The 20,813-nt window shown below is 60.1% G+C and carries 24 protein-coding genes and 1 pseudogene; 13 read left to right on the forward strand and 12 right to left on the reverse strand.

The features are described from left to right. Positions 1-8: 8 nt before the first annotated feature. Together OU997_RS14320 and OU997_RS14325 are read right to left on the reverse strand one after the other, a co-directional pair. Entirely contained in the window at positions 9-1,187 is a 1,179-nt protein-coding gene (locus tag OU997_RS14320; protein WP_108489724.1) for a glycosyltransferase family 4 protein, read from the reverse strand. 58 nt (positions 1,188-1,245) lie between these two features. Continuing rightward, complete coding sequence (locus OU997_RS14325; RefSeq protein WP_267807205.1) at positions 1,246-2,148, reverse strand: LysR family transcriptional regulator; 903 nt, start codon at positions 2,146-2,148, stop codon at positions 1,246-1,248. A gap of 82 nt (positions 2,149-2,230) precedes the next feature. On the opposite strand from OU997_RS14325, the gene OU997_RS14330 reads away from it, so the two are divergent. Next, positions 2,231-3,340 carry a sterol desaturase/SRPBCC family protein gene (locus tag OU997_RS14330; RefSeq protein WP_267807206.1) on the forward strand — a complete coding sequence of 370 codons (1,110 nt, stop codon included), beginning with the start codon at positions 2,231-2,233 and terminating at the stop codon, positions 3,338-3,340. A gap of 16 nt (positions 3,341-3,356) precedes the next feature. Here OU997_RS14330 and cysZ read toward each other — a convergent pair whose 3' ends face one another. Next, positions 3,357-4,109 (reverse strand): sulfate transporter CysZ, encoded by a 753-nt coding sequence (cysZ, locus tag OU997_RS14335; RefSeq protein ID WP_108489721.1) that lies wholly within the window; start codon positions 4,107-4,109, stop codon positions 3,357-3,359. Positions 4,110-4,376: 267 nt separating this feature from the next. Here cysZ and trxB point away from each other — a divergent pair, with 267 nt between their 5' ends. From trxB to OU997_RS14350, 3 genes are all read left to right on the forward strand, one after another. Then, positions 4,377-5,324, forward strand: a complete 948-nt coding sequence (gene trxB / locus OU997_RS14340; RefSeq protein ID WP_267807207.1) for a thioredoxin-disulfide reductase — start codon at positions 4,377-4,379, stop codon at positions 5,322-5,324. Positions 5,325-5,532: 208 nt separating this feature from the next. Further along, positions 5,533-5,832, forward strand: coding sequence for an ArsR/SmtB family transcription factor (locus tag OU997_RS14345; RefSeq protein ID WP_108489719.1), 300 nt, complete (start codon positions 5,533-5,535; stop codon positions 5,830-5,832). 165 nt (positions 5,833-5,997) lie between these two features. After that, entirely contained in the window at positions 5,998-7,263 is a 1,266-nt protein-coding gene (locus tag OU997_RS14350; protein WP_267807208.1) for an OmpP1/FadL family transporter, read from the forward strand. Positions 7,264-7,745: 482 nt separating this feature from the next. Here OU997_RS14350 and OU997_RS14355 read toward each other — a convergent pair whose 3' ends face one another. From OU997_RS14355 to folM, 6 genes and pseudogenes are all read right to left on the reverse strand, one after another. Continuing rightward, on the reverse strand, positions 7,746-8,333 hold the full coding sequence (locus OU997_RS14355; RefSeq protein ID WP_108489718.1) for a putative glycolipid-binding domain-containing protein: 588 nt from the start codon (positions 8,331-8,333) through the stop codon (positions 7,746-7,748). Positions 8,334-8,563: 230 nt separating this feature from the next. Further along, complete coding sequence (locus OU997_RS14360) at positions 8,564-8,908, reverse strand: HopJ type III effector protein (protein WP_108489717.1); 345 nt, start codon at positions 8,906-8,908, stop codon at positions 8,564-8,566. 6 nt (positions 8,909-8,914) lie between these two features. Then, positions 8,915-9,199: pseudogene (locus OU997_RS14365) on the reverse strand (DUF1244 domain-containing protein); the annotation flags it as partial. 101 nt (positions 9,200-9,300) lie between these two features. Beyond that, a complete protein-coding gene (gene folX / locus OU997_RS14370; protein ID WP_108489715.1) occupies positions 9,301-9,672 on the reverse strand; it encodes a dihydroneopterin triphosphate 2'-epimerase in 372 nt (123 codons plus the stop codon). Continuing rightward, positions 9,672-10,232, reverse strand: a complete 561-nt coding sequence (folE, locus tag OU997_RS14375; protein WP_108489714.1) for a GTP cyclohydrolase I FolE — start codon at positions 10,230-10,232, stop codon at positions 9,672-9,674. The genes folX and folE overlap by 1 nt, the downstream gene beginning before the upstream one ends. A gap of 22 nt (positions 10,233-10,254) precedes the next feature. Further along, on the reverse strand, positions 10,255-10,965 hold the full coding sequence (gene folM, locus OU997_RS14380) for a dihydromonapterin reductase (RefSeq protein ID WP_267807209.1): 711 nt from the start codon (positions 10,963-10,965) through the stop codon (positions 10,255-10,257). Positions 10,966-11,227: 262 nt separating this feature from the next. On the opposite strand from folM, the gene OU997_RS14385 reads away from it, so the two are divergent. After that, on the forward strand, positions 11,228-11,524 hold the full coding sequence (locus OU997_RS14385) for a hypothetical protein (protein ID WP_146180653.1): 297 nt from the start codon (positions 11,228-11,230) through the stop codon (positions 11,522-11,524). A 4-nt stretch (positions 11,525-11,528) separates the two neighbouring features. Here OU997_RS14385 and OU997_RS14390 read toward each other — a convergent pair whose 3' ends face one another. Beyond that, entirely contained in the window at positions 11,529-11,951 is a 423-nt protein-coding gene (locus OU997_RS14390; RefSeq protein WP_108489711.1) for a thiol-disulfide oxidoreductase DCC family protein, read from the reverse strand. Between the two features lie 91 nt (positions 11,952-12,042). On the opposite strand from OU997_RS14390, the gene OU997_RS14395 reads away from it, so the two are divergent. Together OU997_RS14395 and OU997_RS14400 are read left to right on the forward strand one after the other, a co-directional pair. Then, positions 12,043-12,996, forward strand: a complete 954-nt coding sequence (locus tag OU997_RS14395) for a MerR family transcriptional regulator (RefSeq protein WP_108489710.1) — start codon at positions 12,043-12,045, stop codon at positions 12,994-12,996. A gap of 202 nt (positions 12,997-13,198) precedes the next feature. Continuing rightward, positions 13,199-14,977, forward strand: a complete 1,779-nt coding sequence (locus OU997_RS14400; protein ID WP_267807212.1) for an acyl-CoA dehydrogenase C-terminal domain-containing protein — start codon at positions 13,199-13,201, stop codon at positions 14,975-14,977. A 142-nt stretch (positions 14,978-15,119) separates the two neighbouring features. On the opposite strand, the gene OU997_RS14405 is transcribed toward OU997_RS14400, so the two are convergent. After that, complete coding sequence (locus OU997_RS14405; RefSeq protein ID WP_108489708.1) at positions 15,120-15,731, reverse strand: hypothetical protein; 612 nt, start codon at positions 15,729-15,731, stop codon at positions 15,120-15,122. A 51-nt stretch (positions 15,732-15,782) separates the two neighbouring features. Beyond that, entirely contained in the window at positions 15,783-16,244 is a 462-nt protein-coding gene (locus tag OU997_RS14410) for a PAS domain-containing protein (protein ID WP_108489707.1), read from the reverse strand. Positions 16,245-16,356: 112 nt separating this feature from the next. Between OU997_RS14410 and OU997_RS14415 the strand changes: the two genes are divergently transcribed. The 6 genes from OU997_RS14415 (at position 16,357) to OU997_RS14440 (ending at position 20,772) form a co-directional block, all read left to right on the forward strand. Then, entirely contained in the window at positions 16,357-16,809 is a 453-nt protein-coding gene (locus OU997_RS14415) for a flavodoxin (RefSeq protein ID WP_108489706.1), read from the forward strand. Further along, positions 16,809-17,276, forward strand: coding sequence for a cupin domain-containing protein (locus OU997_RS14420; RefSeq protein ID WP_108489705.1), 468 nt, complete (start codon positions 16,809-16,811; stop codon positions 17,274-17,276). The genes OU997_RS14415 and OU997_RS14420 overlap by 1 nt, the downstream gene beginning before the upstream one ends. A gap of 99 nt (positions 17,277-17,375) precedes the next feature. Continuing rightward, positions 17,376-18,158, forward strand: a complete 783-nt coding sequence (locus OU997_RS14425; protein WP_108489704.1) for a class II aldolase/adducin family protein — start codon at positions 17,376-17,378, stop codon at positions 18,156-18,158. Next, entirely contained in the window at positions 18,155-19,066 is a 912-nt protein-coding gene (locus tag OU997_RS14430; RefSeq protein WP_267807216.1) for an alpha/beta fold hydrolase, read from the forward strand. The genes OU997_RS14425 and OU997_RS14430 overlap by 4 nt, the downstream gene beginning before the upstream one ends. Then, a complete protein-coding gene (locus OU997_RS14435) occupies positions 19,045-19,581 on the forward strand; it encodes a DUF1569 domain-containing protein (protein ID WP_267807218.1) in 537 nt (178 codons plus the stop codon). Before OU997_RS14430 ends, OU997_RS14435 begins: the two co-directional genes overlap by 22 nt. 279 nt (positions 19,582-19,860) lie before the next feature. Beyond that, complete coding sequence (locus OU997_RS14440) at positions 19,861-20,772, forward strand: SDR family oxidoreductase (RefSeq protein ID WP_267807220.1); 912 nt, start codon at positions 19,861-19,863, stop codon at positions 20,770-20,772. The last annotated feature ends 41 nt before the right edge of the window (positions 20,773-20,813 follow it).

The raw sequence follows: 20,813 nt of genomic DNA on the forward strand, positions 1-20,813 counted from the left end.
TTCCTCTTTTAATGTTGCGTTCTGCCGGCTGGTAACGCTTGCACAGGTTGCATGGCGCTGCGCAGCTGCTGCTCGAACAGCTCGACAATCGCCGGCCAGCCCTGGCGAGAGGCATGCAGTCGCGCATTCAGGCGCACCCGGCGCAGGCCTTCGTGGTCGGTCAGCAACCAGCTGGCGGCGTCGATAAAGCCTTGTTCGTCCTCGGCCACCGCCAACGCGCCGTTATGCCCGTGGCGGATATGCTGTGCGGCCGCCGCTTGATCAAACGCCACCACGCCAAGGCCTGAAGCCAGGGCTTCGAGCACCACATTGCCGAAGGTTTCCGAGAGGCTGGGAAACACGAACAGATCGCCCGAGGCGTAATGCGCGGCCAGCGCTTCGCCGCGCTGCAGGCCGCAGAACACCGCATCCGGCAGCAGTTGCTGCAGGTTGGCGCGTTGTGGGCCATCGCCGACCACAATCAGTTTCAGCCGCCGCTGCGGGTGCGCCTGTTGCAGCGCTTGAAAGCTCTTGCTGAGCAAGGCCAGGTTCTTTTCCACCGCCAGGCGGCCGACATGCAGGATGGCGATGTCCTGTTCTGCCAGGCCCCAGCGCTCGCGCAGGGTTGCGCAGCGTTTGGCCGGGTGGAACAGCTGGCTGTCGACGCCCCGCGAAAGCAGTTCCAGGTTGTCGAAACCACGGCGGTGCAGCTCGATTTGCTGACTGACGCTGGGCACCAGGGTCATCTGCGAGCGGTTGTGGAACCAGCGCAGGTAATTGGTCAAAAGGCGGGTTAACAGACCAAAGCCGTAATGCCCGGTGTACTGCTGGAAGTTGGTGTGAAAACCGCTGACTACCGGGATCCGCAAGCGCCGCGCTGCGCGCAAGGCGGACAGGCCCAGCGGCCCTTCGGTGGCGATATACAGCACATCCGGGCGCTGTCGTTGCCAGTTGCGCAGCAGCTTGTGCACCGACGACTGGCCCCACTGCAAACCGGGATAGCCGGGCAGCGGCCAGCCACGGGTCAGCAGCAGGTCCTGATCGGCCGCGCCGCGTGGGTCGACGTTCTGCCGCGGACGCACCAGTTGCACGCGATGGCCACGGCCACGCAAGCCGTCGACCAGGCGCCCGAGGGTGTTGGCCACGCCGTTGATTTCCGGCGGGAAGGTTTCGCTGATCAGCGCGATATGCAGGGAAGCTGTGCTCATGGCAGCAGTGTCCGCTGCCGCTATGTAATGACTGTGACGCTTTGGTTGCGTTTGTATTTCAGTCGAGCAGTTCGATCAGCTGTTGGCGCAGCCAGGCGTGCGCCGGGTCGAGGTGCTGTTGCTGATGCCAGATCAGGCTGACCTGCACCGGTGGCATATCGAAGGGCAGCGGCGCGATTTCCAGCGCATGCACCGGAGCGAAGGCTTCGGCCAGACGCGCGGGCACGGTGCCGAGCAGGTCGGTCTGGGCAACGATGGCCGGGATCGGCAGGTAGTTGGGCAAATGCAGCGCCGCCTGCCGGCGCACCCTGGCCGAGCCGAGGACGATCTCCAGCGGCGAGCCACGTCCGGCGCGCGGCGTTACCGTGATATGTCGCGCCTGCTGGTAATCCTCCAGGCTCAGCCCGCCGATAAAGGCCGGGTGGCCGGCGCGGCCGATGGCCACCAGCGGTTCTTCGCGCAGCGGCGCGTAATGCAGGTCGGGTGAGTCGAAGTGCAGGTAATCGATAGCCAGGTCCAGCGCACCGCTTTCCAGACGTTGTACCAGGCTGTCGGCATCATCGGCTTGCACCAAAAGCTCGACCTGCGCGGCGTGACGTGCCAGGTGTGCCTGCAACATGGGCAGCAGCGCAGCTTGTGCGTAGTCATTCAGGGATAGGCTGAAGGCGTGTGGCGTTTGTGGATCAAACGGCTCGGCCGGGCCCAGGCCGGTCTGCAGCAGGCGCAAAGCCTGACGTACCGGCAGATACAAAGCCTGGGCGCGGGCGGTGGGCGTCAGGCCCCGGGCGGTGCGCAGAAACAGCTCTTCGCCGAGTTGCTGGCGCAGGCGGGCGAGGGCGTTGCTCACCGTCGACTGGCTCAGGTGCAGGCGTTCGGCGGCGCGGGTCAGGTTGCCTTCCTGCATCAGGGCATCGAAAACCAGCAGCAGATTGAGGTCGAGCTGACGCAAATTCGTTATCAAGAATAATGCTCTTTCTGAATATCCATTATCGGAATGATCTGGCCGCGCCTAGACTGCTGTCAATCTGCACAGGAGTTATGCCGTGGCCTATAACAATGACAATGCCCAGGCTTTCCGCACACGTTATCGGGATGCCATCCACCCGCTGTACAACCCCTGGCTGCATGCCGCCTTTGTGCTGGCCTACGGCCTGACCTGCATCGGCCTGCTGTGGCGCACGCTGGACGCAGTGGCGCCCTGGCAGTGGCTGCTGGTACCGCTGACTCTGGTGTTCTTCAGCTGGGGCGAGTATCAGGTGCACAAGCGCCTGGGGCACAACAAGACGCGCTTCGGCCAGCTGTTCTACAAGCGTCACACGGGTGATCACCACAGCTTTTTCGTCGAAGGCCAGATGCGCTACGAGACACCGCGTGATTGGCGGGTGATCCTCTTTCCGGCCTGGCTGATCGTGCTCTACAGCCTGCCGCTGCTGGGTATCTGGTGGGTGCTGGCGCACCTCGACGGCAACCTGGCGGCGCTGTTCGCCGGCAGCATGCTGCTGGGGTATATGAGCTATGAAGTGGTGCACGCCTGCGAGCATCTACCGGCCGAGCACCCCGTCGCGCGGTTGCCGTGGATTCGCCAGATGCGCCGCCTGCATGCGCTGCACCATCGCCGTGAGCTGATGCATGCGCGCAACTTTGGCATCGTCCATCCATTGATGGACTGGTTGTACGGCACCCTGCACTGGGAACCAGAGCCGACGTACCAGCAGAACCGCCAGCAGCATCGCATTCGCCTCACCCGCCCGGCGGATGACGTGCTGAGTTATGCCGCTGCGCCGGTGCATTGGCCCGAATGGCATCCATCCTCACTGCGCATCTATGGTCGAGAGGGTGCATTGCTCGCCGGTGAGGTATTTGAGGAAGACATTCACGCCGGTGGCCGCGCCGGGCATCTGCGCTGGGATGTACTCGACTACCAGCCGGCGCGTCGCTGGCAGGCCAGCGCTCGTGGTGATCACGGTCTGGCGCTGCTGCTGACTTATGAATGTGTGGAGGTAGAGGGCGGTTGCGAGTTTGTCCGCACTCTGGAATACGGCTTCGACGGTGTGCTGATGCGTTTGGCCAATCGTCTGCTGCTAAGCCGGCGCATTGAGCGCGAATCCCAGGCCTCAATGCAGGCGCTGCGCGTGGTGCTGGAGCGCAGCTAACCTGCGGGGTGATGACTCAGGGGGCGGGCGTCAGCGCCTGTTCCTGACGCTCACGCACCCAGAACACCGTGGCGCCGGCCACGGCTGCCGGCATCATCAGGATATTCAGCCCCGGCACCAGCAGGGCGGCGTAGGTGATGCCGCCAAAGCCCAGGCTCTGCCAGCGCTTCTCCCGCAGCCAGGCGAGCATGTCGTCCCAGCTCATCTTGTTGTTGTCCGCCGGGTAGTCGATGTACTGAATCGCCATCATCCACACGCCAAACAGCAGCCACAGTGGCGCGGCGATCAGGTTGACCACCGGGATAAAACTCAGGATTAGCAGGCCAATGGCGCGCGGCAGAAAGTAGCCCAGCTTGCGCATCTCGCGGCTCAGGGTGCGCGGCACCATGGCGGTCAGTTCAGCCAGGCTGAAGGGCGGAAAATCATCCTGGCCGCGCACTACGACTTCGACCTTCTCAGCGAGAAAACCGTTAAACGGCGCGGCAATGATATTGGCCAGCAGGGTGAAGGTGAAAAACACCATCAGCAGTACCAGCACCACAAACAATGGCCACAGCACGTATTCAAGAAAGCTCAGCCAACTCGGCAGGCTGGGCATAAAGGTCTCGACCCAGCCACTGAACTGCTGCATGGAAACCACAATCAGCGCAGTAAACAGGATCAGGTTGATCGTCAGCGGCAGCAGCACAAACAGCCGCAGGCCGGGGCTAAGGACCAGTTTCAGGCCTTCGCTGAGGTATTGCGGGCCGGTCAGCACGGGCGCGTGCATGGGAGGCGTCTCCAGGAGGTTGAAGTCGCGCCGACCTTACCGGCTTTGTGTGGCAGGTGAAAGCCTCTGCAACGGGCGCTAACGATTGTCTGTCGGTGTCATAGCGCTTGCCTATACAAGGTATTGGCAAAGCATATTTCCGCCGTGCGTCGGGCAGGCATAGGCTGCGCGGCATCCCTTTGTGGGGCTTTCGACCTTACTGCCTTCCCCTAGGTCCTCGCGAAAGTCCCTTTTTATTGCTGCCGGCATTGCCGGGAGGAGCTGTTGATGTCTGCTGATCGTCATGCCCGCGTAATCATTCTGGGCTCCGGCCCTGCCGGCTACAGTGCGGCGGTTTATGCCGCGCGTGCGAATCTCAAGCCCTTGCTGATTACCGGCCTGCAGGCCGGCGGCCAACTGACCACGACCACCGAGGTGGATAACTGGCCCGGTGATGTGCATGGCCTGACCGGGCCTGCGCTGATGCAACGTATGCAGGAGCATGCCGAGCGTTTCGAGACGGAGATCGTCTATGACCATATCAATGCTGTGGACCTGGCCGGCAAGCCGTTCACCCTGGTCGGCGACAGCGGCACCTACAGCTGTGATGCGTTGATCATCGCTACCGGTGCCAGCGCCCGTTACCTGGGCTTGCCCTGCGAAGAAAGTTTTATGGGCAAGGGTGTCTCCGCATGCGCCACGTGCGATGGTTTCTTCTACCGCAACCGTGAAGTCGCGGTGGTCGGTGGCGGCAATACGGCGGTGGAGGAGGCGCTGTACCTGGCCAATATCGCCAGCAAGGTAACCCTGGTGCACCGCCGCGAAACCTTCCGCGCCGAGAAGATCTTGCAGGACAAGCTGCTGGCGCGGGTCGCCGAAGGCAAGATCGTGCTCAAGCTCAACGCCGAGGTGGATGAAGTGCTCGGCAACAGCATGGGCGTGACGGGGGTGCGGGTGAAGAACAACGATGGCAGCTTCGATGAGCTGAGCGTCGATGGTCTGTTCGTCGCCATTGGCCACACGCCGAACACCTCGTTGTTCGAGGGGCAGCTGGCGCTCAAGGATGGCTATCTGGTGGTCAACGGCGGTCGCGAAGGCAATGCCACTGCTACCAGCATTCCCGGCGTGTTTGCTGCCGGTGATGTGGCTGACCACGTTTACCGCCAGGCCATCACCTCGGCCGGTGCCGGCTGCATGGCGGCGCTGGATGTGGAGCGTTATCTCGACGGTCAGTAAATGACGAGTAAGGCAACAGATTGTGACCGGATACAATTAATGCACGAGAACGCCATTCTGCTGCTGGCCCCGACGGGGCCAGTCATGGAAAATCGCGCAGGTTCGTGACCGCCGTGCACGCCTGCGTGTTGTGACGATGATTTTTTAGAAAAGAAGTTAATTTTCTTATACTGTCCCCCAACCTGATCAGCGAGAAGCTCACGTACCAATGGATATTCAGTTGATGCGCTCGGCAGCCACTGAGGCTGCAAGTACTTTGCGCTCTCTGAGCCATCCGGACCGATTAATGCTGCTCTGTCAGTTGAGTCAAGGCGAGCGCTCAGTTGGTGAGTTGGAAGAGCTGCTCGGGATTCAGCAGCCTAATCTCTCCCAGCAACTGGGGGTGTTGCGTTCCGAAGGGTTGGTTGATACCCGTCGCGAGGGCAAGCGGATCTTCTACTCCGTCAAAGACATGAAAGTTATGCAGCTACTGGGCACCCTTTACGAGCTTTACTGCCCAAAACCCTGATCCACGCTTTTCACGCAACGCCCAGGCTGCAGATTGACTGCGTCTAGGTTGTTATTCCTTGTTCGTATAAATATATTGGTTTTTATTATTATTAAACAATATGTATTTTGTTTAATAGTTGCTTCCTGGCAGGCCAGCCCGGCCTTGGCATTGGGAGCAGGAATAATGAAAAACAAGGTTTTACTCGCCTCACTGGTTGCGTTGGGTGGCGCAGTCAGCACTCAGGCAGGCGCGACCAACGGTTACTTTGTGCACGGTTATGGCATCAAGGCGCAGGGGCAGGCGGGCGTTAGTATTGCACAGCCGCAGGATGCGCTGGCGGCGGCCAACAACCCGGCTGGCACAGTTTGGGTGGGGGATCGACTGGATTTTGGTGCAACGTTGTTTTCGCCAGACCGCAGTGCCGAGATTGAAGGCAACGGCTTTGGTGCCAACGGCAAATATGACGGTAACGAGAAGAAGTATTTCCTCTTGCCGGAGGCTGGCTATAGCAAACAGCTGAATGACCGATTGGGTGTTGGCGTTGCGGTATACGGCAATGGCGGGATGAACACCGATTACAAGAAGAACCCTTATGGTGCATTTGGCAGCACTGGCAGTGCCGGGGTCGATCTTGCGCAGTTGTTCATCACGCCATCGCTGGCTTACAAGTTCACCGAGCATCAATCCATCGGTGTGGGTGTCAACTTTGTGTATCAGCGCTTTGCCGCCAAGGGCCTGAGTGCATTTGCCAATCCGTTTTTCTCCAGTGATGCCGGGAACCTCAATGAACGTGATCATGAAACGTCCACGGGCTGGGGGTTGCGCCTGGGATGGCAAGGGCAACTGAGCGACGACCTGACACTGGGCTTGGCCTGGTCATCGAAGATCAAGGCCCAGGCGTTCGACCGCTATGCCGGGCTGTTTGCCGATGGCGGCAGTTTTGATATTCCGGAAAACTACGGTGTTGGGTTGGCATACAAGGTCACGCCGGCATTGACGCTTGCCGCTGACGTGCAGGAAATCAAATACGGTAGCGTGCGCTCCGTGACCAGCGAGTTTGATATCCAGTCGGTATTTGTCGGTAACAACTTCGGCGCGAAGAATGGTCCGGGTTTTGGCTGGCAGGACGTCACCGTGTACAAACTGGCAGCCAGTTATGCCCTGAGTCCCGAGTTGACCCTGCGCGGCGGTATCAGTCATGCCAGTCAGCCAGTGCAGAAAGATCAGACGTTCCTCAACATTCTTGCTCCGGGCGTCATTCAGGATCACCTAAGTGTCGGCCTGACCTGGGCGCCGTCTGCGGACGGAGAACTGAGCCTGGCCTACACCCACGGTTTCGAGGAAGCGGTCAACGGCAATGGCTCCATTCCGGCAGCCTTTGGCGGCGGTGAAGCCAACCTGAAAATGAGTCAGAACATTCTGGGTGTCGCTTACGCCTGGAAGCTCTGATCACCATTCACTCCCCCGTGCCCAGCGTGCCAACGCACGTACGGGTGGTGCATCTGACCCGTTGAATTACGCCACCTGGAAAGCCTACGACGACCACTCGTTGCTGCATACCATTGTCCAGGATCTGGGTGATGCGCATTGCTGCGTCTTGGTGTTGCTGTATGCGTCAGCGCCGACAGTGCGGGTTGAGCCCTAGGAACGCATGATGAGCGGGATTTACCGAGCAGTCGGGAGCCATACGCGGGGTCTCATGCAGGTCGCGTCCGAGGGGGCGACGTGCCAGAACAGGGCAGAGGGTCTTTTTGATCAGTCAGCGTGAGTGTTGGACGCCAGCCTGGATTGGAGTCTGGCGGGAGCCAGGACCCTTGGCGCGCTGACGTGAGGGTCTGAGTGCTTGGGTATGGTGTTTTCAGTGTATGGATAGTGATTGTCCACGATCCAAAGCCTCGATGGGTTCGAGGCTTTTCCATTCTGCGTTCGGCTTATACCCAGGTGTTCAGCTTCAAGTCCCGCGAACTCAGCCGCAAAAACTGATCGCTGGCTTTGACCAATAGCGCGTGCTCGTCAACGGTCAGCTCCTGGCTCTTGCTGCCCTGTGCTTCGCAACGATACAGGGTTCTTCCGCCTTCTTCGCGCAGGCGCTGGTAGCGCTGGCTGCGGGCTTCCACCTTGAGGGTCAGCAAGTCGATATAGGCCACCTGTAACGATTCACTCTGGCCGGTTTCCAGCGCGCAGCGTTGCAGGGCTGGGGTGTGGGTAAAGGGCGAGTCGGACAGCATGATTTGCTGACATTCACTGAGATCGGGGCGAGGTTCGCCGTTGTGAAACCAGTTGCCTCGAATATCACGCCTCAGATTGAGGCTGCGTTGACCATGGTTGTCCACTTTCAGCCACAGGTGACGAAAGCGCCAGCGCGGGTCGCAGTTGATGACATAGGTAGCGGCGATGCTATTGCCGCGCAGGCTTTGCATCAGATGGCTGGTGGCGTTGATGCCATGCTCATCAATGTTCAGGCGCAGATTCTCCACGCCAGGGTTGTACCAGGGTTTCCATACCAGGGTCTGCTGCATAAAAGCGACTCCAAGCCAGGTAAGGGGCGTGAACCTGGGAAGAGCGGCCATAACACTATACGGACCACCTTCCCTGGTGTTCTCGTTCGTCTCATGGCGCGCAGCTTAGAGTGATTCACGTGTGGTGTCTGTCAGCCTTTGCCGACAATTGCACGTTTTATGACCCGGCAATGGCTTGCAGATGCTGTATGACGGCAGAAGATGGCTTCTGGCTACTATGGGGCAGATATTTATACTGCCTTGTGGCGCAGAGAGGCGTGTTCGAAACGCACGCCTGGCAGGCCTGTGCTCATCAGTGCGCGGATATTGCCATGGTCGTTGCCGCTTGGCGTGGCCAGCACGCTGCGGTAATGCTCGCCGAAGCACAGCAGGGCTTCTTCCAGGCTCAGGTTTTCAAGGATCGCCAGCCCCAGTGTCTTGCATGACCCTTCGTTTTGTCCGGCTGCGTTGTGTACATCACCGTTGCTGAATGCGCTTGGTTGGTACTGGTAGTGCTCGGCAATAAATGCCAGGGTTTCAGCGAAGGTAAAGTGTTCATTGCGCAGCTTGGCGCGAAACTCGATCAGACGGCTCATGCGGGTTTTTCCTTTATCGAAGGCGGCTTGCTGCTCGGCGCTGGCTTCCTTCTGGTATTTGGCTTTCCACTCGGCATAGGGCATGCCATAAACCTCTTCACGGGCTTCATCCGGGGTGATGGCAACGCCGATGTCGTCGGCTGCGGCTTTGAACCACTTGGACAGGCAGTTACGGCAGAAGCCGGCAAGGTTCATCATGTCGATGTTCTGTACATCGGGGCGGGAACGCAGGTGTTGCACCAGGCTGCGAAAGGCGGCGGCTTCAAGTTCGAGACGTTCTTGCTCGGTCATGGCGATGCTCTCTGATTGCAGGCGAGGAGACGTTGGCGGCGATGATAGAAGCATGCCCGTCTGGCGGCAACGGCCCCGGCGCAGGACGCGCCGGGAATCGGCTAGCGGTGGCCGGCGAGGGTGATCGACACCGATTCGGCAAAGCGCAGGGCGTGCAGTTTGTCCACTTCCACCTCGGCGTAGCGCACGTCGGGATTGGTCATGACCAGGTCGAGAATTTCCTGGGTCATACGCTCCAGCAGGGCGAAACGGTTTTCTTCAACGTGGCGAATCACCGCCTTGGTGATGGTGCGATAGTTCAGCGCGTGGTCGATATCGTTGTCACGCACGGCGTCAGCGGCAGGGTAGAGGATGGTGAGGTTGATCAACACGTCCTGCTTGTTGTTGATTTCCTCTTCCTTGATGCCGATGTAGGTGCGCAGGCGCAGATCCTTGACGCGGATGCGCGCCATCCCAGGTTCCAGTCTCGGCATTACTTGCTCCGTCCGATCAGTTGCAGGAATTCGTGGCGAGTGTTGCAGGATTCGCGGAAGGCTCCAAGCATCACCGAGGAGGTCATCACCGAGTTCTGCTTTTCCACGCCGCGCATCATCATGCACATGTGCTTGGCTTCTACCACCACGGCTACGCCAGCAGCGTTGGTCACCTGCTGGATCGCGTCGGCGATCTGCTTGGTGAGGTTTTCCTGAATCTGCAGGCGCCGCGCGTACATGTCGACAATGCGCGCTACTTTGGACAGGCCGAGCACCTTGCCGGTAGGAATGTAGGCGACGTGAGCCTTACCGATAAACGGCAGCATATGGTGCTCGCACAATGAGTACAGCTCGATATCGCGAACGATCACCATCTCATCGTTATCGGACTCGAACAGTGCGCCGTTGACCACTTCGTCCAGGCTCTTGTGGTAACCGTTGCACAGGTATTGCATGGCCTTAGCGGCACGTTTCGGCGTGTCCAGCAGGCCTTCGCGTTCTGGGTTTTCACCGACGCCAAGAAGAATTTCACGGTAGTGATCGGGCAGTTCAGGGGTCATTGCAAGGTCCTCGCGGCCGGGTTCATTTGAGATGGCGGCCGCCGTTGACAGTAAGAGTTGTGCCGGTTACGTAGGGGTTATCAAGCAGGTAGCGCAAGCTTTGGTAGATCACCTGTGGCCCGGGTTCGATGCCCAATGCCGATTTGCTCAGGGTTTTACTGCGGTAGTCGGGGGTATCGTCCGGATTGAACATGATCAGTGCTGGGGCAATGCCGTTGACCTTGATCTGCGGGGCAAAACGCGCAGCAAACGATAGGGTCAAACTGTCCAGTCCGGCCTTGCTGGCGCAGTAGGCCGGCCTGTTGGCGCTGCCCTTGCGCGCCACGTCATCACTGATATGCACGATATCGGCGGGCGTCGAGTGGTGCAGCAATGTTGCGCAGTGCAGGTTGATCAGGTACGGCGCAAGCATGTGCACACTGAACAGCTGCTGGAAGGCGGCTGCTTCTTCTCCCGGTGTTTCAATCAGCCAGTCGGAGGCGTTGTGCACGATGGCGCGCAGGCTGTCGGTGTGGCGCTTGAGTCGTTCGATAAATGCCAGTATGCCGGCTTCGCTGGCAAAGTCTGCCTGCAGGGTCAAGGCGCCACGCTGCCTTAGTGCTTGGAGGCTGTCGCGCTCGTTGCGGTAGGTGATGATCACTGCATGACCGTCATCCAGCAGGCGTTCGGCGCAATACAGACCAATGCGCTGGCTGGCTCCGGTTATCAGAATAGGGGCGGCGCTGGCGCTCATGATCGACTCGACGGAAATAAGGGGTGGGTCCAGCGACGCTGCGCCGGGTTACCTGACCAGTAGGGCGCGGCCTCGACTGAACCAAGAGTAAAGTTATACCAGCAATAGGCTTTGTACAACCATGTGGGGAGTGAGGGTACTGGCTGTTTATGGCTTTCCACCCTAATTCATTGGGTTGTATCGATATTTTTTTCGGGGGTAGGCTCAATAAAATTGTTTTTATCGTGTACAAGATTGGTTTTCTTGTACAGGTATGTGGGTGATGAAGTCTTGGCAACTGAGTGTGGCGCTGATCTGCGGACGCGTGCGGCATGTTGAAGTGTTGACGCTACGTTGCTGTGGCTATCAGGTGCGTGTCGTCAGTCGGGCCGGGTCTGCACGCATGCTGGATTACGCCGTTGGACGGTCGCTGTGGCCCAACCTGGCGCTACTCAAGATGCGTTTACGGCGGTGCGGGGTGCGTCAGGTATTGTTATTCCAGCCGGAAAGTCACGATGAAATCATCGGTCGCCCTGTATTGCTTGAGGCCGATCCTGGGCTTTGGTTACGCCTGCGCTAGCCCGTCAGCGCGTGGATGTGCTGTCGCACTGTTGCTTACGGCAGCGTTGGCTGCCGTCGGGGTGTGGCAGCCAGCCGAGGTGGGGGCGCAGTTGGCAGAACAGTCGATAGGCCAGTTCCAGAAGGGGGCGTAATGCTGGCCAGGTCAGGGGCGTGGCCCAGCGGCCAAGGCCGGCGGCGCGCCAACTCCATAGCGTGGCATCCAGACCTGTGACCCAGTGGCCGTCGGCGAAGCGTGCGTGCAGACGGTTTTGCAGGGCTGATCGAGTTTGCCCGATGGTTTCGGGGTGGAAATCGGCCAGGCTGATGTCGACCAGGCAAAGGCGCTCTACGCAGGCGTGTTGGCGCAGCATGTGGATTTCACGTGCGCAGAGCGGACAGTCGCCGTCGTAGTAAAGGGTCAGTGGCCACACCGGTTGCTTGTTCATTGTCTAGGCCTTTGTATAGGTTTTGTACAAAGTATGCCGTAAATAGCTGAGTTACAATGCGCGCACCCTTTTTCCTATGAAACCTCCGCCCATGTCCGATCTCGTTGGTGCGTCGTCTCTCGTTTCGAGTGCCCTCAAGCAGGAGGAGCTCTTTCCCATACGCGAAGTGGCGCGCCTTACGGGCGTCAACCCGGTGACCCTGCGGGCCTGGGAGCGGCGCTATGGTCTGATTCAGCCAACCCGCACTGACAGCGGTCATCGTCTTTATTCCCAGGCTGAAATTGAAGCCGTGCGCAATATTCTGGCGTGGATTGAGCGCGGTGTGGCGGTCAGTAAAGTTGGCAAGATTTTGGCCAAAAGCGCTCCTATCAAGGCTGCCAGTTCGCCGATCTATGAAGAAGTCAGCGCCGGCGAGTGGGGGGAGTGGCAGACCCAGTTGCGCCGAGCCATCAGTGCCTTCGATGAGCTGCGCCTGGATCGTCTGTACGGGCAGATTTTTTCCAGTTACCCGCTGCCAGTGGTGTTTCAGGACATCCTGATGCCGCTCTGGCAGGAGTTGCTGTTACGTCAGGATGAATACGGTCAGGCCAGCGAATGGCTGTTTCTCGACACATTTCTTCGGGCACGTGCACTGCAACGTTTGCAGGCACTGCGTACCCAGGTTGAAGATCGCGTATTGCTCGCGGCCTTGCCCGGACACTGTCGTGAACTGGAGTTACTGGTCGCCGGCTTGCTGCTGAGTAATGCTGATACGGCCGTCAGCGTGCTGGGTCTTGGTCAGCCGCTGGAGGAGCTGACCCTGATCTGCGAGAAAATGCAGCCCCAGGCCTTGGTGCTGTTCTCCAATCAACCGCCCAGCGATGACTTGCCCAAAGTATTGTCACGTCTGGCGCTGGCGCTGGCTTGTCCACTGGTGATGGCGGGTGACGGCGCCGATCTGGCCGAGGAAAGCCTGAGGGGTTCCCCGATTGCATGTCTGGGCAATGAAGGTCGTCTGATGCAGCGGCGCCTGCAGCAATTCCTGGCGGGTCACCTGGATACCTGAACCCTTCGTCAATGCTCTGAAACCCCAGCCGCAGCCTTTACGGTTGTGCCTCGCTGTGCGTACTGCCGGTCGCGGAAATTTTATACTTGTACATCTTGTACAAGAAAAGCTTGCTGCTTGAGATTTTTGTCTGTACAAAAGCTATACATTGTTTGTTTGTGTATAGCTTGCATCCACTTGTACAGCTTGAGGACTCAGCGACATGACCCAATACCGCGCACCCCTTCGTGACATGCGTTTCGTTTTTGACGAGGTGCTCGACGCTTATGCCACCTTGCAGTCGCTGCCTAGTCAGCGCGAGTTCGGAAACGACCTCGGTGGCGCCATTCTGGAAGAAGCCGCCAAATTGGCGGAGAACGTGCTGGCCCCATTGAATGGCTCAGGTGACAAGCAAGGCTGCGCATATGATCCGCAGAGTAAATCAGTAAAAACCCCAGAGGGTTTTCGGGCGGCCTATCAGCAGTTTGCCGAAGGTGGCTGGACCGCGCTGGCGTGTACCCCGGAGTTTGGCGGCCAGGGCTTGCCCCACGTGCTGAACATGATGGTTGAAGAGATGGTCTGCTCGGCCAATCTCTCGCTGGGCATGTACCCAGGGCTGACCCACGGTGCGATCAATGCGCTGACCGCTCACGGCGCGCGCGACCTGCAGGAGCGCTATCTGCCGAAACTGATCAGTGGCGAGTGGACCGGCACCATGTGCCTGACAGAGCCGCAGTGCGGCACCGATCTGGGCTTGATTCGTACCCGTGCTGTACCGCAGGCGGACGGCAGCTATGCCATCAGCGGCACCAAAATCTGGATTACTGGCGGTGAACATGATCTGGCCGACAACATCTTGCACTTGGTACTGGCCAAACTGCCTGATGCACCGGACAGCGTGAAAGGTATTTCGCTGTTTCTGGTGCCCAAGTTCCTTGCAGACGGCAGCCGTAATCCGGCGTTCTGTGGTGGCCTGGAACATAAGATGGGCATCAAGGGTTCGGCCACGTGTGTGATGAACTTCGAGGGCGCTCAAGGCTGGTTGATCGGCGAGCCGAACAAGGGGCTCAAATGCATGTTCACCATGATGAACTCGGCGCGTCTGATGGTTGGCATGCAGGGCCTCGGCATTGCTGAAACTGCCTATCAGGTCAGTCTCGGTTTCGCCAAGGAACGCTTGCAGAGTCGCTCACTGTCTGGCCCGAAAGCGGCGGACAAACCCGCCGATCCGATCATCGTGCACCCCGATGTGCGGCGCATGCTGCTGCGCCAGAAAGTGATGATCGAAGGTTGTCGCGCGCTGGCTTATTTCACCGGCTTGCATGAAGACGTTGGCCATGATCACGAAGACCCTGCGGTACGCCAGCAGGCGGATGATCTGGTGCAGTTGCTGACGCCGGTGGTCAAGGCCTTCCTGACTGACGAAGGCTTCAACTGCGCCAACGAAGGCCTGCAGGTGCTGGGTGGTTCCGGCTTCACTGAAGACTGGGGCATTGAGCAACTGGTGCGCGATTCACGGATTACCCGCATCTATGAAGGCACCAATGGTATTCAGGCGCTTGACCTGGTTGGCCGCAAGCTGGGGCTAGGGGGCGGCCGTGCCGTGCGTAATTACTTTGCCCTGATTGAAGGCTGGCTCAAGGCCAATGCCGAGGCAGAGCATGTGTCTGCCGTGGGTGCAGCGCTTAAACAATTGCAACAAGCCACGCTGTGGATTGCCAGCGAAGGCATGAAAGACCCCGAGCAGGCCGGTGCAGCGGCCACGCCTTATCTGCGTCTGTTTGCCCTGACCAGCCTGGCCTGGATGTGGGCGCGCATGGCTGCGGTGGCCAAGGCCAGGTTGGCGGCCGGCAGCACTGAAACCCTGTTCTACGGCGCCAAGCTTAAATCCGCTGACTTCTTTATGGCCCGCATCCTGACTGAAACCGACAGCCTGTTGGCTGAGGTCAAGGCCGGCAAAGCCACCCTGATGGCCTTCAGTGATGAGGAGTTTGCTGCCTGAATCGACTGCGCAATCCGGTAGCCATCAGTTCCGCCCATTTTCGGTTATCGGATTTTTTTATCCCTGCTGCAGGCGCTTCGCCTGCACCTTAGGCCCGCGCTGATTGCGGGTCTTTTTTTGCCTGCCATTCTGCTTTGGGCGTTTAGCCGTTCCGGGCCTGCTGGCGTTGTTCCTGCTGCAGGTGCTGCTGATAGATGAACTGGCGTAACTGCTCGTCGCTATGCCGGTCGAGGGTATGCAGCTGGTAGGCCAGCAGGCCGTCTTCGGTGGCGCGTACGAAGGTTCCGGTCACGGCAACCGGGCGGTGTTCGCCTACCGGCAGGATGCGCCGAAAACGCCTAGGTGGCTGGCCGGTGCCACGGTGTTCAACCAGCGCGCCATTCATCGACAGCTGGTGAATCCATAGATCGCTCGGTTGTGTACTTGGCGTATGCAGCGGTATCGGTTCGGGCAGGGGCGAGCGCCAGGCGCGGTTGATTTCACCTTCATCGAAAATCTGCGGGGCGCTGAGTTGCAGGCAGGGCGCGTTTTGTTCGTCCTGGCTGAGGCGCAGGTCAAAGGTCAGGTGCTGATTGGCGATATGCGCATGCAGGCTCAGCTGTTCATTGGCTGCGCAGTGCGACAGCAGTTCGCTGAGTTGTTTGCCGAGGTCTACTGGCAGGCGCGGTTGGCTGCGCTGCTCGGTGGTGCCGGGTTGATGCAGCTGGCGGATAAACGCCAGTTCTGCCTGGGTCAGGAGTGCCTGTTCTTGCATGGGGGCGGTCTGTATCAAGCTCTGAAGCTGTTGTGACCGCTGCTCTGGGGATTAGTTACTGCCGGTCGTCGCCTGCAGGCGTGCCAGTTCGGCCTTGAGGACGGCCATCTCAGCCTCCAGTTGCTTGACCCGCTCCTGCGCTTCGACCTGCTCGGTGACGTTCTTCTGGATGCCGATGTAGTAGGTCAGCTGATCAGCCTCATTGACCACCGGGGTGATCGACAGCTCGTTCCAGAACACGCTGCCGTCCTTGCGGTAGTTGCGGATGATCTGCCGGCAGGGGCGGTGGGCTTTGACCGCCTCACGGATGGCATCCAGTCCGGCCTGATCGCGGTCGCCGGCCTGCAGGAAACGGCAATCCTGATAGAGAATGTCTTCGCTGGCGTAGCCGGTGAGCTTTTCGAAGGCGGGGTTGGCATAGATCAGGATGTTGTCATCACCTTCCTGTTCGGCCACCACGATGCCGTCGTTGGAGGCGTTGATCACCAGTTGCAGCAGTTTGGCGTTGATCATGAGGCGATTTCCCAGTCTATGTCGGCTGCATTCTAAAACATCCGGGCGGGCTGTCTACTTGCGGCATAATGCCGGTCTTATCGATTTGGTTCTGACTGTTTCGGAGTTCTGCATGAAAATCGCCATTCTTTCCGGCTCGGTGTACGGCACTGCCGAGGAAGTTGCCCGCCACGCCGAGCGTCTGCTCAAGGCCGCCGGCCATGAGGCCTGGCACAACCCGCGCGCCAGTCTGGCGGATTTTCAGGCGTTTGCTCCTGAAGCCTTTCTGGCTGTGACCTCGACTACCGGCATGGGCGAATTGCCGGATAACCTGCAGCCGTTGTACTACGCCATCCGTGATCATCTGCCGGCGTGGAGCGGCCTGCCGGGTGGGGTGATTGCCCTCGGCGACTCCAGCTATGGCGATACCTTCTGCGGCGGCGGCGAGCGGGTGCGCGAGCTGTATGCCGAGCTGGGCATTCGTGAGGTGCAGCCGATGCTGCGCCTGGACAGCAGCGAAAGCGTGACCCCGGAAGCCGACGCCGAGCCTTGGCTGGCGGACTTTATCGTGGCGTTGCAAGGCTGATGCACCCGCGCGCGCAGGAACTGATCACGGCGCTGCAGCTGCAGGCGCATCCGGAGGGTGGTTATTACCGCCGCCTGTACGAGTCGTCTGCGCAGCTGGACGGCGGCCGTCTGTGCGCCACGGCGATTATCTTTCTGTTGCCCGCCGGCGCGGTTAGCCGCTGGCACCGGGTGGATGCCGACGAGCTCTGGCATTTCTATGAAGGTGCGCCGCTGGAGCTGCTGCTGGCCGCGCAGCCCGATGCCGTGCGGTGCGCGCGCCTGGGGCCGGTGGCCATTGGCCAATTGCCGCAGCGCCTGGTGCCGGCGCATGCCTGGCAGGCGGCGCGCAGCACCGGGGCGTTTACCCTGGTGGGCTGCACGGTGACGCCGGGTTTCGACTTTACCGGCTTTCAGCTGCTCAGCGATGACCCACAGGCCCGGCGCGACTGGCCCCTGCTCGCGCAGCTGCATCCCGAACTGGTTTGACCTGCAAGGCCACCACGCTGGCCGCCAGAGCGACTCACCTTTGCGGCATCCCTCGCTAGACTCCTGGGCACTTCAATAACAAAAGCCGAGGAATTCATCATGACCGTTGCCCACGCACTGCCTGTTGTCAGCCTCAAGGATCAGGTTTCCGCAGCCGAGTGGCAGACCCGCGTAGACCTGGCCGCCTGCTACCGGCTGATTGCCCTGTATGGCTGGGATGATCTGATCTTCACCCACATCTCGGCGAAGATTCCTGGCAGCGAAGATTTCCTGATCAACCCCTACGGGTTGATGTTCCATGAGATCACTGCCTCCAGCCTGGTGAAGATCGACCTGGCCGGCAACAAGCTGATGGACAGCCCGTTCGACATCAACCCCGCCGGCTACACCATCCACAGCGCCGTGCACGAGGTGCGCCACGATGTTGGTTGCGTGCTGCATATCCACACCCCGCAGGGGATTGCCGTTTCGGCGCAGAAGCAGGGTTTGCTGCCACTGTCGCAGCAGTCGCTGTTCGTTCTCGCCAGCCTGGCCTATCACGGCTATGAAGGTGTGGCACTGAACCATGACGAGAAGTCGCGGCTGCAGGCGGACCTGGGCGATAAGAACTTTATGATCCTGCCCAACCATGGCTTGCTCACCGCTTTCGGCAGCATTGCCGATGCCTTCCTCGGCATGTTCACCCTGCAGCGCGCCTGTGAGATTCAGGTGATGGCGCAGAGTGGCGGGGCGGAGCTGATCCATATCCCGCAACAGGTCCTCGACGGTGCCCGGGCGATGATTGCCGGCGTGATGAAAAGTCCGCAGGGCATGGGCGGCGCTTTGCCGTGGCCGGCGCTGCTGCGCAAGCTGGATCAACAGATGCCAGGTTACGCCGCATGAGTGCGCTGCCTGGTATCGCCCTTGAAGCCTGGCGCGCTCAGGGGCGTGACTTCAGCTTTAACGGTCAGCCTATTCGCTACTGGATGGCGGGCGACCCCGCTGCCGAGCCGTTGCTGCTGATCCATGGCTTTCCCACCGCCAGTTGGGACTGGCATTACCTGTGGGCGCCGCTGGCCGCGCGTTACCGGCTGATTGCTTGCGACATGCTCGGCTTTGGCGACTCGGCCAAACCCCGTGGACATGCCTACAGCCTGCTGGAACAGGCTGATCTGCAACAGGCGCTGCTGGTGCATCTGGGGATTGGTCAGCCAGTGCATGTGCTGGCCCACGACTACGGCGACAGTGTGGCGCAAGAACTGCTGGCACGGCATCAGGATGGGCGTATCGCGCTGGCCAGCTGTGTGTTTCTCAATGGCGGGCTGTTTCCGGAAACTCATCATCCGGTGCTGGTGCAGAAGCTGCTGCTCAGCCCCATCGGCCCGCTGATCGGCCGGCTGTTCAGTCGTCAGAAACTGGCGCAGAGTTTTGCCAAGGTATTCGGCCCGCAGACCCAGCCAAGCGCCCGCGAGCTGGATGATTTCTGGAGCCTGATTGCCGCCCATAATGGTCCTGCGGTGATGCACCGCTTGATCCGCTACATGCCCGAGCGCCGCGTCAACCGTGATCGTTGGCTAGCCGCGATGCAGGCCACGGTGGTGCCGATGCGGGTGATCGATGGCGCAGTCGACCCGATTTCCGGGGCGCATATGGTGGCGCGTTACCGTGAGCTGATTGCCAAGCCGGACACTGTGCTGCTGGAGCAGATCGGCCATTACCCGCAGACCGAAGCACCGGATCAGGTGCTGGCGCATTACCTGCAATTCCGTGAACGGCTGGAGGCCAAACGATGCAACGACGCACAGTTCTGAAAGGTGCCGCCCTCGGCGGTGTGGCGGCTCTGGGCGCAGGCTTTTGGGCATTACCCAGTGGCGAGGCACCCGCTGCCCTGAGCCTGGAAGGCGCGCAGCAGGTGTTGGCCGGGCTGGTTGATAAACCGCTGTCGAGCGTAAAAGGCTGGAGCCCGGCTGAGGTGTTCAACCATTGTGCGCAGAGCATCGAGTACTCCATCAGCGGTTATCCCGAGCTCAAGCCCGGTTGGTTCCGCAGCAGCGTCGGCCCGCTGGCCTTTAGCGTGTTTGCTGCGCGCGGAGCGATGCGCCATCCGCTGAATGAGGCCATCCCCGGTGCCACAGCGCTCAATTCGCCGGCCACATTGGCCCAGGCGCTGCAGCGTTTACAGCAAGCCTTCAGCGATTTCGCCGCATACCAAGGCGAACTGCAACCGCATTTCGCCTATGGCGCGCTCAGCCATGCCGACTACGCGCAAGCGCATGTGCTGCACCTGTACAACCACATGAGTCTGATCCGTATCGCCACTGCCTGAAACAGAAGCCCCTGAGCATTCGCCGCTGAAGCGCCGCCCACGACCTGCTGTCTGCTGACGATAAATCGTGGGAGGGGCTTTCGGCTCTGGCATCCTGCTTCGCTCTACCTCCTGCATCCATGCAGTCGTAGCCGCGACAAACAGGCCACTTTTATGCGGTTGCCTTAGCGGACTATCCCGCTGCTTTATTGCGCACCATTCAGCGCTGCTCGTGTCTATTGTGACCAGGGCACGTCTGCTGGACACTCGGCGCATTGTTAATCTGCCGAGGAATGCTGCATGAGCGACGCCATCCGTTTTCAAGATCAGGTTGTAATCGTCACCGGGGCCGGCGGCGGCCTGGGCCGTGCTCACGCGCTGCTGTTCGCCAAGCACGGTGCCAAGGTGGTGGTGAATGACTTGGGCGGCAGCACCCACGGTGAAGGCGCCAATGCCTCGGCGGCGGATAAGGTGGTTGAGGAAATCCGCGCAGCGGGCGGCACCGCTGTGGCCAACCACGACTCGGTGACCGACGGCGAGAAGATCGTGCAATGCGCCCTGGATACCTTCGGTCGCATCGATGTGGTGGTCAACAACGCCGGCATCCTGCGTGACAAGACTTTCCACAAGATGGAAGACGCCGACTGGGACCTGGTTTACAAAGTGCACGTCGAGGGGGCCTACAAGGTCACCCGCGCCGCCTGGCCGCACATGCGGGAGCAGGGTTCTGGCCGGGTGATTTTCACCGCGTCCACCTCGGGCATCTACGGCAACTTTGGCCAGTCCAACTACGGCATGGCCAAGCTCGGCCTGTACGGCCTGACCCGCACCCTGGCCCTCGAAGGGCGCAAGAACAACATCCTGGTCAACGCCATCGCGCCTACCGGCGGTACGCGCATGACTGAAGGCCTGATTCCGCCGCAGGTGTTTGAGCAGCTCAAGCCTGAACTGGTCAGCCCGCTGGTGGTGTACCTGGCGAGCAATGCCTGCGAAGAAACCTCCGGCCTGTTCGAAGTGGGTGGCGGCTGGATGGGCAAAGTGCGTTGGGAACGCAGCCTGGGTGCCGGCTTCGACCCGCGCGAAGGCTATAGCCCGGAAGATGTGGCGGCCAATTTCGCGCAGATCTGCGACTTCGAAGGCGCCGCCCATCCGAAGGACAATATCGAAGCGATGAAAGAGATGATGGCCAACCTGCAGAAGTTCGCCCTCTGATTGCGCCACTCTGACGGGGAGATCGGTCAGCAGGCTGATTT

Origin of the sequence: Pseudomonas sp. SL4(2022), from assembly GCF_026625725.1 — a bacterium.
In the GTDB taxonomy this organism is placed as follows: Bacteria; Pseudomonadota; Gammaproteobacteria; order Pseudomonadales; family Pseudomonadaceae; genus Aquipseudomonas.

Excerpts from the sequence above, each read along its gene's own strand:
- OU997_RS14420 (WP_108489705.1), top strand. The coding sequence starts at position 16,809 with ATGCACCCGCGCGCGCAGGAACTGATCACGGCGCTGCAGCTGCAGGCG.
- OU997_RS14410 (WP_108489707.1), bottom strand. The coding sequence starts at position 16,244 with ATGATCAACGCCAAACTGCTGCAACTGGTGATCAACGCCTCCAACGAC.
- OU997_RS14435 (WP_267807218.1), top strand. The coding sequence starts at position 19,045 with ATGCAACGACGCACAGTTCTGAAAGGTGCCGCCCTCGGCGGTGTGGCG.
- cysZ (WP_108489721.1), bottom strand. The coding sequence starts at position 4,109 with ATGCACGCGCCCGTGCTGACCGGCCCGCAATACCTCAGCGAAGGCCTG.
- OU997_RS14395 (WP_108489710.1), top strand. The coding sequence starts at position 12,043 with ATGTCCGATCTCGTTGGTGCGTCGTCTCTCGTTTCGAGTGCCCTCAAG.
- OU997_RS14415 (WP_108489706.1), top strand. The coding sequence starts at position 16,357 with ATGAAAATCGCCATTCTTTCCGGCTCGGTGTACGGCACTGCCGAGGAA.
- OU997_RS14440 (WP_267807220.1), top strand. The coding sequence starts at position 19,861 with ATGAGCGACGCCATCCGTTTTCAAGATCAGGTTGTAATCGTCACCGGG.
- OU997_RS14355 (WP_108489718.1), bottom strand. The coding sequence starts at position 8,333 with ATGCAGCAGACCCTGGTATGGAAACCCTGGTACAACCCTGGCGTGGAG.
- folE (WP_108489714.1), bottom strand. The coding sequence starts at position 10,232 with ATGACCCCTGAACTGCCCGATCACTACCGTGAAATTCTTCTTGGCGTC.
- OU997_RS14430 (WP_267807216.1), top strand. The coding sequence starts at position 18,155 with ATGAGTGCGCTGCCTGGTATCGCCCTTGAAGCCTGGCGCGCTCAGGGG.
- OU997_RS14400 (WP_267807212.1), top strand. The coding sequence starts at position 13,199 with ATGACCCAATACCGCGCACCCCTTCGTGACATGCGTTTCGTTTTTGAC.
- OU997_RS14390 (WP_108489711.1), bottom strand. The coding sequence starts at position 11,951 with ATGAACAAGCAACCGGTGTGGCCACTGACCCTTTACTACGACGGCGAC.
- trxB (WP_267807207.1), top strand. The coding sequence starts at position 4,377 with ATGTCTGCTGATCGTCATGCCCGCGTAATCATTCTGGGCTCCGGCCCT.
- OU997_RS14425 (WP_108489704.1), top strand. The coding sequence starts at position 17,376 with ATGACCGTTGCCCACGCACTGCCTGTTGTCAGCCTCAAGGATCAGGTT.
- folM (WP_267807209.1), bottom strand. The coding sequence starts at position 10,965 with ATGAGCGCCAGCGCCGCCCCTATTCTGATAACCGGAGCCAGCCAGCGC.
- folX (WP_108489715.1), bottom strand. The coding sequence starts at position 9,672 with ATGCCGAGACTGGAACCTGGGATGGCGCGCATCCGCGTCAAGGATCTG.
- OU997_RS14405 (WP_108489708.1), bottom strand. The coding sequence starts at position 15,731 with ATGCAAGAACAGGCACTCCTGACCCAGGCAGAACTGGCGTTTATCCGC.
- OU997_RS14360 (WP_108489717.1), bottom strand. The coding sequence starts at position 8,908 with ATGAGCCGTCTGATCGAGTTTCGCGCCAAGCTGCGCAATGAACACTTT.
- OU997_RS14385 (WP_146180653.1), top strand. The coding sequence starts at position 11,228 with ATGAAGTCTTGGCAACTGAGTGTGGCGCTGATCTGCGGACGCGTGCGG.
- OU997_RS14345 (WP_108489719.1), top strand. The coding sequence starts at position 5,533 with ATGGATATTCAGTTGATGCGCTCGGCAGCCACTGAGGCTGCAAGTACT.
- OU997_RS14350 (WP_267807208.1), top strand. The coding sequence starts at position 5,998 with ATGAAAAACAAGGTTTTACTCGCCTCACTGGTTGCGTTGGGTGGCGCA.
- OU997_RS14320 (WP_108489724.1), bottom strand. The coding sequence starts at position 1,187 with ATGAGCACAGCTTCCCTGCATATCGCGCTGATCAGCGAAACCTTCCCG.